Annotated in this window: 10 protein-coding genes; 6 read left to right on the top strand and 4 right to left on the bottom strand. The window is 72.0% G+C overall.

All coding sequences use genetic code 11. The features are described from left to right. The first annotated feature begins 45 nt into the window (after nt 1-45). Nucleotides 46-1,356: a low temperature requirement protein A gene (locus tag ACFHW1_RS18460; RefSeq protein WP_416568863.1), complete on the top strand. Its 1,311-nt coding sequence runs from the start codon at nt 46-48 to the stop codon at nt 1,354-1,356. 84 nt (nt 1,357-1,440) lie between these two features. After that, nucleotides 1,441-3,993 (top strand): SpoIIE family protein phosphatase, encoded by a 2,553-nt coding sequence (locus ACFHW1_RS18455; protein WP_416556650.1) that lies wholly within the window; start codon nt 1,441-1,443, stop codon nt 3,991-3,993. Nucleotides 3,994-4,052: 59 nt separating this feature from the next. Here ACFHW1_RS18455 and ACFHW1_RS18450 read toward each other — a convergent pair whose 3' ends face one another. Together ACFHW1_RS18450 and ACFHW1_RS18445 are read right to left on the bottom strand one after the other, a co-directional pair. Beyond that, nucleotides 4,053-4,832, bottom strand: a complete 780-nt coding sequence (locus ACFHW1_RS18450; protein WP_416556649.1) for a S1 family peptidase — start codon at nt 4,830-4,832, stop codon at nt 4,053-4,055. Nucleotides 4,833-5,037: 205 nt separating this feature from the next. After that, nucleotides 5,038-5,583, bottom strand: a complete 546-nt coding sequence (locus ACFHW1_RS18445) for a peptidase inhibitor family I36 protein (protein WP_416568861.1) — start codon at nt 5,581-5,583, stop codon at nt 5,038-5,040. Between the two features lie 387 nt (nt 5,584-5,970). Between ACFHW1_RS18445 and ACFHW1_RS18440 the strand changes: the two genes are divergently transcribed. Further along, a complete protein-coding gene (locus ACFHW1_RS18440; RefSeq protein ID WP_416615826.1) occupies nt 5,971-7,632 on the top strand; it encodes a sigma-70 family RNA polymerase sigma factor in 1,662 nt (553 codons plus the stop codon). Between the two features lie 65 nt (nt 7,633-7,697). Further along, on the top strand, nt 7,698-9,509 hold the full coding sequence (locus ACFHW1_RS18435; protein ID WP_416615824.1) for a glycoside hydrolase family 15 protein: 1,812 nt from the start codon (nt 7,698-7,700) through the stop codon (nt 9,507-9,509). Here the strand turns inward: ACFHW1_RS18435 and ACFHW1_RS18430 are convergent. After that, nucleotides 9,442-9,972: a glycosyltransferase gene (locus ACFHW1_RS18430; RefSeq protein ID WP_416615822.1), complete on the bottom strand. Its 531-nt coding sequence runs from the start codon at nt 9,970-9,972 to the stop codon at nt 9,442-9,444. The two genes, ACFHW1_RS18435 and ACFHW1_RS18430, sit on opposite strands and share 68 nt — an antisense overlap. Before the next feature lie 733 nt (nt 9,973-10,705). Between ACFHW1_RS18430 and ACFHW1_RS18425 the strand changes: the two genes are divergently transcribed. After that, nucleotides 10,706-12,310 carry a glycoside hydrolase family 3 N-terminal domain-containing protein gene (locus tag ACFHW1_RS18425; RefSeq protein ID WP_416615820.1) on the top strand — a complete coding sequence of 535 codons (1,605 nt, stop codon included), beginning with the start codon at nt 10,706-10,708 and terminating at the stop codon, nt 12,308-12,310. Between the two features lie 48 nt (nt 12,311-12,358). Here the strand turns inward: ACFHW1_RS18425 and ACFHW1_RS18420 are convergent, their stop codons facing one another. Beyond that, nucleotides 12,359-12,814 carry a hypothetical protein gene (locus ACFHW1_RS18420; RefSeq protein ID WP_281552660.1) on the bottom strand — a complete coding sequence of 152 codons (456 nt, stop codon included), beginning with the start codon at nt 12,812-12,814 and terminating at the stop codon, nt 12,359-12,361. Between the two features lie 178 nt (nt 12,815-12,992). On the opposite strand from ACFHW1_RS18420, the gene ACFHW1_RS18415 reads away from it, so the two are divergent. Continuing rightward, on the top strand, nt 12,993-13,733 hold the full coding sequence (locus ACFHW1_RS18415; protein ID WP_416556643.1) for a VIT1/CCC1 transporter family protein: 741 nt from the start codon (nt 12,993-12,995) through the stop codon (nt 13,731-13,733). The last annotated feature ends 39 nt before the right edge of the window (nt 13,734-13,772 follow it).

Here is a 13,772-nt window from a genome sequence, read left to right as displayed (position 1 = left end):
GTCCAAAAATGCCATGGGATTCGGTCAGTTCCGCATCATGGTGGGGTGAGTGACGGAGGGCGGTCCCGGGTCCAGCCGGCGGCGCCCGGTGCCAAAGTCACCCGGTTGGAGCTCTTCTTTGACCTGGTCTTCGTCTTCGCCTTCATCCACCTGAACACACTTGTGGCAGAGGACCTCGACGCCTTGGTCCTGTTGGGCTTCATTCTGCTGCTCGCCGCGCTCTGGCTGGCCTGGTCACGGTTCGCCGTCCTCGGCAACAACCTGCGGGCCGACCAGGGCATCATGCCGGTCATCGGTTTTGCGATCATGGCGGCGGTCTTCGTCTCCGTCGCGACCTTGCCCGGCACCGACGACAAGGTCGCGGAGACGCCGCCATCGGCTCCGCTTTCCATCCCCGGGCAACTCGTATTCCCAGCCTGCTATTTCATAATCTGGACGTTGGAGATGGTGGCGCTGCGGCATGCCGCGCGGAACCATCCTTCGTTGCGTGAGATGTGGTGGCGCAGCGCACCAGCGCTGCTCCTCAGTTGCGGGTTGCTGGTGGTGGCCGCGCTCCTGCCGCGACAGTTCACCGGGAATGCCCGGATAACCGCCTTTGTCACATTGTGGGGACTTGCCGTCGCTATCGCCTACGCGGTGGTGATCCGGACCAGGGCCCTCGCCGTCGTCTCGGCCGGGCATTGGGCGGAACGGCACGCCCAGATCGTGCTGATCGCTCTCGGCGAGTCGGTCATCTCGATCGGGATCGGCGCCGAACTTCTGGCAGGAACACCGTTGAGGCTGCCCCTGGTCGCCGGCGTGGTGCTCGGCATCGCGTTGATCTGCGCCCTCTGGTGGTGGTACTTCGACTCCCGCTCTATCGCGGCCGAACATGTGCTGCACCGCACCCACGGCATCACCCGGCTCCGACTAGCCCGCGACGCGTACACCCTGCTGCACTTCCCGATGGTCCTCGGGGTCATTCTGCTGTCCCTGGGCATCAAACAGGTCCTCGCCTACCTGGCCAGCGACACCGGCGACCAGGACCGGGCGGTGCTCGATCCGGTCCACCTGTGGGTGCTGTACGGCGGTGTCGTGCTCTACCTGCTGGCCCTGCTCGCATTCCAGGCGCGGACGGTCCGATCCGTGGATCCGCTCGGCGTGTTGCCCGTCCTGGTCGTCACCGCGCTGCTGCCGATGGCTCCGTTCATGCCGCCGCTCGCCGCGCTCGCCCTGCTCAGCCTGATCGCCGTCGCCGCGGCCGCGGTGGACAACCTACGCGGCGGCAGCCACCGCCGGTCGCTACGCGGCAGCCAGCTCGCCCAACAGCAGGCGTTGGAGAGCGAGGAGACCAACTGGCGCCGACGGCACCAGTGAGCCGTACGGCGCCCGACGCTGTCATTATCGTCTGATGCGCAACCAGGTAGATCTCCTGGTGCGTGGCCGGGGAGGATGACAGCTTTGACACAGGTCGCCGGCGAGCCGGCACGCTGGCGACACCGGACCGGGCGGCTGGGCCGGTCGGCGCTGATCGCGCTCTGCGTCGCCGCCGCGTACGCGCTCGGCTCCGGCTGCGCCTGGCTGCTGTTCCACGCTTCGGCCGTCGGCGCGGTGTTCTTTCCGCCGGCCGGGGTGACCCTCGGCGCGCTGGTGCTGACCCGCCGCCGACACTGGCCGTGGATCCTCGGTGCCGTCGGTCTCACCGAGTTCGGCATCGACCTGTGGCAGGGGATCGGCCCGCCGGTCGCACTCGGCTTCGCGCTGACCAACATCGTCGAACCGCTGGTCGGTGCCGCCGGGCTGCGATGGCTGCGACCGGGCCGGATCGATCTGACCCGGTACCGCGACGCGGCGGCGTTCCTGCTCTACCCGGTGGGCTTCGGCCCGTTGGTCGGCGCGGTGATCGGGGCCACGACCAGCGCGGTCGGCACCGGTGGCGCCTGGTGGCCGGCGATGGGCCGGTTCTGGGCCGGCGACGGGCTCGCGGTGCTCACCCTCGGCGCCGCGCTGGTCGGTCTCGATGCGGTCCGTGGCCGGGTCCGACCGTGGCGGATGGTCCGGGGCGGTACGGCTTTGGCCGGCACCGGAGCGCTGACCGTCATCGGTTTCTGGCCCCGCGAGGTGCCGCTGTCCTATTTGCCGGTGCCGGTACTGCTCGCGGTCGGCTTCCGGGGCCGGGTGGCGACCATCGGGGCCGCCGGGTTCGTGATGGCGTTCGCCGCGAACCTGCTCAGCGCCGCCGGGCACGGGCCGTGGTCGGTGCTGGCGAATCAGCCCCGGCTGGAGGCGGCGTCGCTGCAGGTCTACCTGGCGGTGGTGGTACTCGGCGCCTGGGCGCTGGCGATCGCGGTGGCGGAGCGGGACCGGGCGCAGGCCGAGTCACGTCGTGAAGTGGTTGCTCGCCGACGGCTGCAGGCGCTGCAGGACGTCACCGCCGGGCTGGCCACCGCCGCCACGTCGGACCAGGTGATCCGGGTGCTGGTCGACCGGGGCGTCGGTCTGGTCGCCGACCACGGCGCGGTGGCGCTCACCGATCAGGCCGGCGGCTCGGTCCGCAGCTGGCCGACGGCGACCCTCGCCGAACAGATCGCCGGAGGCTTCGCCACGCTCCCCCTCGACGAGCCGGGCCGATTGCCGGTCGTTGACGTGATCCGGACCAGCCGGCCGGTCCAGCTGCCGACCCGGGCGGCGCTGGACGCGCGCTACCCCGCACTCGCCGATGCCCACGCACGGACCGGCACCCGCAGCCTGCTGGCGGTGCCGGTCAAGGTCGGTGACCGGTGCCTCGGTGCGCTGGCGTTCGCGTTCCGCCGGGATGACGCGATCACCCCGGAGGTGGTTTCGATCGCCCGTACCCTCGCCGAACTCGCTGGTCAGGCCGTCGACCGGGCAGCGATGTACGAATCCGAGCACGCTGCCGCGCACCAGTTGCAACGGGCGTTGCTGCCGCAGATCTCGCCGGACCTGCCGGGCGTCACGGCCGCCGTGTGCTACCGGCCGGCGGAGCACGGCCGCGACGTCGGCGGCGACTGGTACGACGTGTTCGAACTGCCCGGCAACCGGGTGGGTATCGCGGTAGGGGATGTCGTCGGCCACGGGTTGTCGTCGGCGATCACCATGGGCCGGCTGCAGCAGTCGCTGCGCTCGGTGGCGCAGACCGGTGCGTCACCGGTGGAGGTGCTGGAGGCACTGGACACTGCCTGCCAGACGATCGACGGGGCCGATTTCGCGACCGTCGGGTACGCCGAGTACAGCCCCACCGACCGGATACTCAGCTACGCCTGCGCCGGTCACCTGCCGCCGCTGCTGGTGGCCGGCGGGACCAGCCGCTACCTGACCGACGCCCGGTCGCTACCGCTCCGGCTGACCGCGCAGCCACGGACCCAGGCCCAGACCGCGGTCCCCGACTCGGCGATGCTGGTCTGGTATTCCGACGGCCTAGTCGAGCGGCGCGGCCAGGTGATCGACGCCGGGTTGGACCGGCTCGGCCGGGCCGCTGCCGGGTTGTCCGGCACCGAGCCGCAGGTCTGGTGCGACCGGCTGTTGGACGCGATGACCGACGGCCAGATAATCACCGACGACACGGTGGTGGCCTGCGTCCACCTGGACGGGCTGCCCACCGGCACGGACGGCTCCCCGGTGCTGCGGCTGACCCTGTCCTCCCCCGCTGACCTGTCCGCCGCGCGCCGGGCGCTGCGGGACTGGTCCGCCGGCAACGACCTGACGCCGGATCAGGTCGACGCGCTGTTGGCCACCTGCAACGAGGCCCTGATCAACTCGTTGGAGCACGCCTACCACGGGCGTCCGGGTGGCCCGGTCGCGTTGCGGGTGATGCTGCTGGACCGGCAGCAGGTCCGGGTCGAGGTCACCGACCGGGGGCATTGGCGGGGACACTCGCACGACGGGTCCGACCGGGGGCGCGGGCTCGACCTGATCAACCGGATGGCCCGCCGGCTGGTGCTCGACCTTTCCGGCGCCGGTACCCGGGTCACCATCACCCTGCCGGGGCGGTAGCCGGTGCCGTCCCGGCTGGTCGACCACCGGGGCGGGTGGTCGACCTGCCGGGACGGTGGTCAGCCCCGGATCGCCTGGCGAATCCAGTCGGCGATGTTGTCGACCCGCGACGTCGTCTCGACGTCGGAGTGCGGGCAGTCCGGGCCGAAGCTCTCCACCGACACCAGCGCCGGACCGCGGCGACCCCGCTCGACGAAATACGGGGCACCGGAGTCGTACGGGCAGGCGCTGGTGTCCGGGTGCGGGTACCGGCCGGTCACGCCGATGGTCGAGTCGGCGACCTCGGTGACGGCGAACAGCCCGGTGCGCAGCACGGTCGACGGCACCGGGTCGACCGAGTTGTCGGCGCCGTATCCGGTTAGCCGGACGATTGCGCCGACCTGCGGCGGCCGGTGGGCCAGGGCGATCGGCTTGATGCCGCGTACCGGCTGGTCCAGCTTTGCCAGCGCCAGGTCGTTGGTGGACGACTGGCGTACCGCGATCACGGTGGCGACCTGGCCGCCGTCGCCGGTGAGGTCCGCCCGGCCGACGGTCGCGGTGGTCAGGTCGGCGACCGGGCGGTCGACCCGTACCCCGTCGAAGGTCCGGAAGCAGTGCCCGGCGGTGACCACCCACTGCGGGTGGATCAGGGCCCCGGAGCAGGCGCTGTTGCGGCGGCCACCGTCGGCCGTCGGGATGCCGGTCATCGTCAGCTTCACCGAGAACTGGTACTTGCCGTCGGGGACGATCGTGCCGTTGGCGACGGCACCGGCCGGCCCGGCGGTGGCCAGGCCGAGGCCGGCCGTCACGGCCAGCGCGAGCGCCGCCGTGGCCAGGCGGGAGGCGAGGGTACGGGACACAGTTGGTTCCTTGTCGGATGGCCGCACCGGACGACCGGGTCGCAGGCTGGGCGGTACCGGTGCCGGCGGGCAGCGGACGTTGGACGTTGGACGTCTCGACGCTAGGTCGACCCGCTGACCATCGGACATGGACTTTTCCCTACATCTACCCGCCCGGCCCCGGTGGCGGTACCGGCTCACCGGCAGTCCGTCACCGCACGGAACCTCAGCTGCACGCGCGGTAGACGTAGTCGGCCCGGTTGCGGTGCGGCGACACGTCGGGCACGGTCCGGCGGGCCGTGTCGACCACAAAGAGTTTGGTGTCGGTCGAGCCGGTCTCGTCGAGGAAGGTGGTGCTGCCGTAGTTGAGGTTGTAGTGCACGGACTCGGTCCGGTTGCGCCACCCCCAGCGGCCGAGGTCCTGCCATCCGCAGTCGCTGAGCCGGCCCCGAGGATAGGTGTAGTTGGTGCCGTCGTAGAAGCAGAACCAGCCGCCGGGGCAGTCCGGACCGGCGAGCGGCCCGGCTTCGGCGGTGCGGACCACACTGACGATGAACATCCCGCCGGAGTAGGCGATGTCGGTCTCGTCGATCTGGGTGCCGCCGGGGTGGGCCGCCAGGTAGGCGTCCATCTGCGACTGAACGGCGGTGGGACCGGCCGCGGCGACGCCGGGCTGCAGGCCGGTGGCCAGCACGGCGACGGCCAGCACGGCGGGCACCAACCGCCGGCTCAGGTGTGGGGTCCGGCGACGGATCCGAGTGCGTGGCGTCATGGCGGGCTCCAGTTGCTCCGGGTGGCGTCCAGAAGTGGGTTGGGCGTACCGACAAGGTCGCCGTCACCCTCAGTGCCCAGTTAGGAACTTCTCAACAACACGACACCGCCGACGGTAGCCAATCGACCGACGAGATCGCCATATCTACGTCGATGGATAGGTGGACACGATCGCGCCTCTCCGACCCGGGCTGAGCTGCAACTTTCGGCCAGCAACTGCCACCTCGCAAAGCGCGACTTTCTCGTGTTCCACATCCTGGAACAATTGACCATGATCAACAAAAATCAACAGGCACGATCTGGCACGCTGACGCCTCTTATAAGACGGATGCCGGAACCGGCAGCTCCGATTGCGACGACGTCACCGTAACGAGCACCGAGGAGCATTGTGGATGCAGAAGATGCGGCAGAGCTCGATGCCTGGCTCGGGGAACAGGTGAGTCAGCATCATGCGCTGCTGTGGACGGTACTGTTTCAGCGCCTCGAGGAGACCGGAGTCGCCGAAGATCTTCTGCAGGAGACGTTCGTCAGGGCATGGCTGCACCGTGCGGACGGTCACCAGATTCAGCATCCGAGGGCGTGGCTCTACCGGGTGGCCCGACGACTGGCCGAGAAACGCCTGGGCAAGGACCGTCGCAGCCAGCAGGCCCGGCGTACCACCACGCTGACCCTGGTGGTCAGCAACGATGGTGACCTGGGCGCCGGCGTCCTGCGGCAGGACGTGGCCCGGCTCGTGCGACGGCTCAGCGTCAAGGACCGGGAGTGCCTGCTGCTGACCAGCTACGGCGTCAGCACGGCCGACATCGCCGCCATGTTGCGGATGAGCCCGGCAGCGGTACGGCGATCGCTGCACCGGACCCACCGCGCGTTGCACAAGCTACGGGACAAGGGTGCAGGGCCGGCGTACCCGGAGCACGCCGGCCGGGCATGGGAAGGGCTGACCATGAACCAGGAGCCGGGCGAGGACCAGTTCCGCCGCGACAAGCTGGTGCAGCTGGCCGTCCGGGCGCTGCTGCCCAGACAGGGACGGATTCCGCCGCCACCCGAAATCGACGTCACGAACCTGATAGCCCTCGCGCATCAGCGCCGGTCGGCGCAGGAATCGACCCGCTGGCTGTGGCGGCCCAGGCTGTGGCGGCTCAGGCTGTGGCGGCTCAGGCTGTGGCGGGTCGCGGTCCCTGCGGTCGTTCTGGTGGTGCTGCTAATCGTCGGGGTCGAAGTCGTCCGCTCGTACAGCGTGCCCGGTCCGGCCGGACCGGGCACCACCGACCCGGTCCTCGCCGACCCGGAACAGCCGCTGCCGCTGACCGCCGGCGCGGGCACCGCCCCGGCCCGCCACCAGCTGGCGGCGATCGCCCGGCACGTCCACTCACTCGACCAACCAGCAGTCGACCAACCAGCACTGGATCAACCGGTTCCCGACCAGCCGGCCACCGCCGACCGCTACACCTATGTCCACCTGCGGGCCTGGTGGCGCGACGATCCCGCCACCGGGCAGGACGGCGGAGCGTACGACCGGCGACTGTGGTGGGCCGCCGACCGGTCCGGGCAGGAGACCCGGGTCGACCCGGCGGAACCGGACCGGCCCGCCGAGGTGGTCGAGTACCCGCCCGGCGCGCTCGGTGTCGCCGTACCCGATCCCGCCGCCGACCGGACGGTGCTGGCCGGCCAGCTCGCCGAGGAACAGCCGATGCACGAAGGCCCGCAGGCCGCGCTGCGGGCTGTCGTCGGCCTCTACCGGTTCCACGACCTGTCCCCGGCCCAGCGGGCCGCCGCCCTGGCCGTCCTCGCCGACGCCGAGCTGGTCACCCACGGTCCGGTGCTGGACCGCGCCGGCCGGTCCGGCGTCGCGGTCAGCGCGACCGGCGGGATGGACGGCCGGCCGGTGCGGGACACCGCCGTGATCGACACCGCCACCGGTCGGCTGCTCAGCTACGAGCGGGTGGCCCTACCCGCCGACGACCGCGCGGCGGCCGGCACCGTCACCCACTACCTGGTGTTCCTGCGCTCCGGCCGGGTCGGTCGACTCGGCGCCGAACCGGCCGACTGAACCGTCACCGGGTACCCGCCCCGGACGGCCGGCATGAACCTGCGGCGGGCGGGTACCCGGTGACGATGCCCGACATCGCCAGCTACGGGCTCCTGAGTGACTGCCAGGGAGCGGCGTTACTGTCCGCGGACGGCTCCGTCGACTGGTGGTGCCCGGCCCGATTCGACGCGCCGAGCGTCTTCGCCCGGCTGCTCGACCCCGGCGCCGGACACTGGTCCATCACCCCGGTCGGCGGGCACCGCACCGCCCGCCGATACCTGGCGGACACGATGGTGCTGCAGACCGACTTTCGGACCGCCAACGGCGAGCTGCGGCTCACCGACGCGCTGGCCCTCGGCCCCGGCGAACGCGGCCACCGCATCGGCGACACCTCACCGCACGTACTGCTGCGCCGGGTCGACGTCCTCTCCGGCACCGTGCAGATCGACGTCGACCTGGTGGTCCGGCCCGAGTACGGCCGGGTCGTCCCGGTGGTCACCGGCGACGACGGGCGGATCGAGCTGGTCGGCGGCAGTGACCGGCTGGTCCTGACCGGCGACCCGCTGCCGGCCGAGCTGTCCGCCGGGGTGGACCGGATCGCCGGCCGGCTCACCCGCACCGCCGGGCAGACCGTACGGTTCGCGCTGCGGCACCTGCTGGCCGACGACACCGCGCCGCCGGCCGACGACCAGCGGTACACCGTGGACGACACCGTCGCCGGCTGGCGGTCCTGGGCCGACGAGCACCACAGCTACCAGGGGCTCTACCAGGAACAGGTACGGCGCAGCGCGCTGGTGCTGCAGGCGCTGACCTATCAGCCGACCGGTGCGGTGGTGGCCGCGCCGACCACCTCGCTGCCCGAGGAGGTCGGCGGCGGCGCGAACTGGGACTACCGGTACGCCTGGCTGCGCGACGGGGCGTTCACCATGCAGGCGCTGTGGGTGGCCGCCTGCCCGGACGAGGCGCACCGGTTCTTCGACTGGATCGCCGACTCGGTCGGTGAGCTGCCCACCGAGCAACCGGTGCCGATCATGTTCGGGGTCGGCGGCGAGCGGGACCTGACCGAGCACGATCTGGAGCACCTGCGCGGCTACCAGGGCTCGACGCCGGTCCGGGTCGGCAACGACGCCTGGCGGCAGCGGCAGCTCGACGTACTCGGCGAGGTGATGCACGGTGCCTGGATCCTGCGCGACCAGCTCGGCGAGCTGGCGACGGGCACCGTACACCTGCTCCGGGGCCTTGCCGAGCGGGCCTGCCGCACCTGGTCCCAGCCGGACTCCGGGATCTGGGAGGGCAGGGAGGGCGAACGCCACTACCTCACCTCGAAGCTGATGTGCTGGGTGGCGCTGGACCGGGCCGTCGGGCTGGCGACGGCGCTGCACGCCGAGCGTGACGTCGACCGTTGGCGCCGGACCCGGGAACAGATCCGCAGGGCGATCCTCGACCAGGGATGGAGCGACCGGCGCCAGGCGTTCACCGGTGCGTTCGGCTCCGACCATCTCGACGCCGGCGTCCTGATCATGCCGATCATGGGTTTCCTGCCCGGCACCGACCACAGGGTGGTCGCCACGATCGACGCCATCGAGGCGGACCTGACCCACGACGGCCTGGTCCAGCGGTGGACCGGCGGCGACGAAGGAGCCTTTCTGATCTGCTCCTACTGGCTGGCCGAGGCCCTCGCACTGGCCGGCCGGCACGACCGGGCCCGCCAGGTCTTCGACGCGGCCACCGCGTGTGCGAACGATCTCAATCTGCTCGCCGAGGAGGTGGACCGCCGCGACGGTGGCCTGATCGGCAACTTTCCGCAAGGGCTGTCGCACATCGGCCTGATCAACGCGGCGTGGACGCTGTCCCAGACCGGGGAGGCGTCGCGACCACCGGACCCACCCGGCGGGTGACCGGGCGGTCGTCGTCCGTCGGCGGCAACGCGGCAACTGCCGTCAGGTCCAGGCCGGCGAGGCTCGCCCGGTACCGCCGGTCGTCGAGAACCCGCCACACCGCGGCGGCGATCCGGTCGGCGCAGCCGACATCCAACAGCCGGTACGCGGCGTCCCGCCCGGTGCGGGCACCCGCGTCGAGGTTGATCCCGATGCCGAGCCGGGCCGCCTGCCGGGCGACCAGCGGTTGATCGCCGAAGAACGGCACGACGACCATCGGCACCCCGGCGATGATCGCCTCGTGGAAGCTGTTGCTGCCGCCGTGGGTGACGAACACGTCGGCCCGGCTGAGCACCCGCTGCTGGTCGACGGCGTGCCGGATCGCCCAGTTCGCCGGGTACCGGTCCAGGATCCGGCGGCCCCGGGTCGGAAGACCACCGTAAGGTCGGCCGAGGACCAGTGCCGGGCCAGGCCGTCGACGCACCGGCGCAGCGCGCCGACCAGTTCCGGCTCGGCGTACCAGAGGTTGTCCAGCACCTCGGTGCCGAAGGACAGGTAGACGACCGGCCGGGCCGGGTCGGTGCCCCGGCGCTGCCGGCCTGCGCCCCGGCCGTCCTGGCTGGCCGGCCGGTTCCGGGACGGCCAGCCGTCGGAGAGGTACCCGGCGAAGCGGTAGCCGACCGTCGCGCGGTTGTCCCGGAAGTCGGGCGGCGTGACCGCACGGTATGACCAGAGGATGTTCTGCTCGGCCGGCAGGTGCAGACAGTTCGAGACGAGTTCCACCGTGGCCGGGTCGAGCGTGACGCCGTACCGCCGGTCCAGAGCGTCCAGCGCCGCCGTGTTCGCCGACGCCGTCAGGCAGTGCCGGAACTCGCGGCAACCCGGCAGAGCGACGGTCGACCCGGCCAGGTCACCCAGCCGGGGCACGGTGGTCTGCCGGTCGACGAGCACCAGGCGGAAGCTGTCCTCGGCCCGGTGCCGGCGGATCAGCCGCTTGAGAATGTTGAGGTGTCCCTCGTTGGGGATGCTGAACACGAGCACCCGTCGTCGCGGCATCCCGCACCTTTCCCGTCGGCCGGCCCGACAAACCACCCCGGATACCGGCCGAACCGCCTACCAGACGGCGCGCACCCGGTTACCGTCGGCCCGGTGACCACCCAGCAACCGTCACCCGACCACGACCGCCGCAGCGGCAGGCGGACGACCTGTTGGGCCGGATGACCCTGGCGGAAAAAGCCGGCCTGCTGCTCCACCCGATGATCGGCATCGGTCCGGGCGGCACCCTCGCGCCGGCCGACCTGGCCCGCTGGCACAACCAGCTGCAGGACCTGGCATCGTCGACCCGGCTCGGCGTACCGGTGACCGTCTCCACCGATCCCCGGCACGCCCGGTCCGCCAACCCCAACACGGCGGCGCTGGCCGGAGCCTTCTCCACCTGGCCGGAACCGCTGGGGCTGGCCGCCACCGGCGACCCGGAGCTGGTGCGCCGGCACGCCGACACCGTACGGCGGGAGTACCTGGCGGTCGGCATCCGGGCCGCGCTGCACCCGCAGGCGGACGTCGCCACGGACCCGCGCTGGCCACGGGTGCTGGGCACCTTCGGCGAGGACCCGGAGCTGGTCAGCCGGCTGACGGTGGCGTACCTGTCCGGGTTGCAGGGTCCGACGCTCGGACCGGACAGCGTCGCCGCGCTGGTCAAGCATTTCCCCGGCGGCGGCCCGGTCCGCATCGGCGAGGACCCCCATTTCCGGTACGGCGCCGAGCAGGCCTACCCGGGTGGTCGTCTCGCCGCCCACCTGGCGCCGTTCGTGGCGGCCGTCCGGGCCGGTGCCGCGCAGGTGATGCTCGGCTACGGGCTGCCGGTCGGCACCGAACTGCCGCCGGTGGCGTTCGCCTTCAACCACGAGGTGGTGACCGGGCTGCTGCGTGAGCAACTCGGCTTCACCGGGGTGATCTGCGCCGACTGGGGCGTACTGACCGATGCCTGTTTCCGGGGCGAACGCCGACCGGCCCGCGCCTGGGGCGTCGAACATCTCGAACCGGCGCAGCGACTGCGTGCCGCGCTGCACGCCGGGGTGGACCAGTTCGGCGGCGAGGCCCGCCCGGACCTGGTGGTCGACCTGGTCCGCAGCGGCCAGGTCACCGAGGACCGGATCGACGAGTCGGCCCGCCGCATCCTGCACGACAAGCTGCGGCTCGGCCTGTTCGGGCACCGCTACGTCGACCCGGAGCACGCCTCGCAGCTGGTCGGTGGCCCGCCGGCCCGCGCCGCCGGGCTGGCCGCCCAACGGGCCTGCGTGACGCTGCTGCGTCAGGCCCCGCCGGACAGCCCGGCCCGGTTGCCGCTCGCCCCCGGCCTGCGGGTGTACGCCGAGGGCCCGCTGCGTGCCGCGCTGCGGGGCAGGTGGACGGTGGTGTCGGAGCCGGGTCAGGCGGACGTGGCGGTGCTGCGGCTGGCCGCACCGTACGAGCGGCGGCCCGGCCCGGTGGAGGCGTACTTCCACGCCGGGCCGCTGGAGTTCCCGGCGGGTGCGCTGGACCGGGTGCTGGCGGTCGCGGCGGCGGTGCCGACCGTCGTGGACGTCTACCTGGACCGGCCGGCGGTGCTCACCCCGCTCGCCGACCGGGTCGGCACGCTGCTGGTCAGCTTCGGCGTCGAGGACACCGCGCTGGTCGACGTACTCGCCGGGGAGCCGGCACCGACCGGCCGGCTACCGGTCGATCTGCCGGCCAGTCAACGGGCCGTACTCACCGGGCAGCCGGACGCCCCGTTCGACGACCCGGACCCGTTGTTCCGGTACGGCCACGGGCTGACGTTCTGACCGGGAAGTTCAGGGGTGGCCGGGCAGGTCAGGGGGTTGCCGGGCAGGTCAGTCGCGGGCCCGGAGGCGGTGCAGCACGGCGGCGGCGACCAGGCCGTACGCCAGGTGCGGCACGATGTCCGACGCCCAGTCGGCAGCGCTCCACTGCCGCGGGTCGGTGACCTTGAGCAGGGTCATCGGCGCGTCCGAGCCGGCCATCGCCAGCATGGCGAGCAGGCCGGTTGCCGCCCAGACCGGTGCCCGGCGGGGGCCGGCCACGGCGTACAGCGCGCCGGCGCCGAGGCCGGTCGCGTAGCCGAGCAGCGGCCCGAGCCCGTCCCGGCGGTTGCTGGCGGTCTCGTCGTCGCCGAGGTCGACGTGCAGTGTCTCGGCGAGCCGACCGACGCTGCGCTGCGGGGTGCTGCTCGCCGGCCGGGCCCGGCCGGCCATGTCGAGGTAGGTGACCATGTTGAGGGCGCTGGTGCCGGCGGCACCGGCCAGCAGCCCACTCCAGATTCGCCGCATTTCGTCGGCGTACCCAATGCTCGGGCGAGCTAACTCGGTGCTGGTATCCCAGGCGGTCGGCCCAGTCACTGTGGTGACAGCAGGATCCTCTGCACCGTGCCTCCACGGGTAGCGCAGGCTTGGCTTCGTTGCCGTGGCAGGACGCCCCGCCGTACGGTGGCGGAGGCAGGTGATCTGAATGAAAGCCGAAGGTACGGGAGCCGGCCGGCCCAGCGCGATTCACGTGGGTGAACCGCACGGCAACGGGATCTCCACCCGGTTGAACTGGCTGCGGGCCGGGGTGCTCGGCGCCAACGACGGCATCGTGTCGACGGCCGGTCTCGTCGTGGGGGTGGCCGGCGCGACCATCGCCACCGGCCCCGTCCTGACAGCGGGCGTCGCGGGGGTGGCGGCGGGCGCCGTCTCCATGGCCCTGGGTGAGTACGTGTCGGTGAGCAGCCAGCGTGACAGCGAACGGGCGCTGCTGGCGAAGGAGCGCACCGAGCTCGAACGGTTCCCCGAGCAGGAGTTGGACGAGCTGACCGCGCTCTACGTCGCGAAGGGTCTGACCGTCGGAACCGCCCGGCTGGTAGCGGAGGAACTGACGGCGAAGGACGCCTTCGCCGCGCACGCCGACATCGAGTTGCGGATCGACCCGGATTCGCTGACCAACCCCTGGCACGCAGCCGCCGCCTCGGCGGTCGCTTTCACCCTCGGGTCACTGCTGCCGCTGATCGCGATCCTGCTGCCACCACCCGACGCGCGGGTGGCCGTGACGTTCGCCGTCGTGCTGCTCACACTCGCGGTGACGGGTGCGGTGAGCGCGAAACTGGGCTCTGCCAACGCGGGGCGGGCGGTGGTCAGACTCGTTGCCGGTGGTGCCCTGGCCATGGCCGTCACCTTCGCCATCGGGCAGTTCGTCGGCGCGACGGTGCTCTGAGCCGACCTTCGACCACGCCGCCGACGAACTATTGCTGCG

The sequence above is a fragment of the Micromonospora sp. LOL_014 genome, from assembly GCF_048060245.1.
Lineage (GTDB): Bacteria > Actinomycetota > Actinomycetes > Mycobacteriales > Micromonosporaceae > Micromonospora_E.
Note: the sequence above shows the minus strand (reverse complement) of the source record. Positions and strands in the feature narration are given on the sequence as shown.

Excerpts from the sequence above, each read along its gene's own strand:
- ACFHW1_RS18435 (WP_416615824.1), top strand. The coding sequence starts at position 7,698 with ATGCCCGACATCGCCAGCTACGGGCTCCTGAGTGACTGCCAGGGAGCG.
- ACFHW1_RS18425 (WP_416615820.1), top strand. The coding sequence starts at position 10,706 with ATGACCCTGGCGGAAAAAGCCGGCCTGCTGCTCCACCCGATGATCGGC.
- ACFHW1_RS18415 (WP_416556643.1), top strand. The coding sequence starts at position 12,993 with ATGAAAGCCGAAGGTACGGGAGCCGGCCGGCCCAGCGCGATTCACGTG.
- ACFHW1_RS18445 (WP_416568861.1), bottom strand. The coding sequence starts at position 5,583 with ATGACGCCACGCACTCGGATCCGTCGCCGGACCCCACACCTGAGCCGG.
- ACFHW1_RS18420 (WP_281552660.1), bottom strand. The coding sequence starts at position 12,814 with ATGCGGCGAATCTGGAGTGGGCTGCTGGCCGGTGCCGCCGGCACCAGC.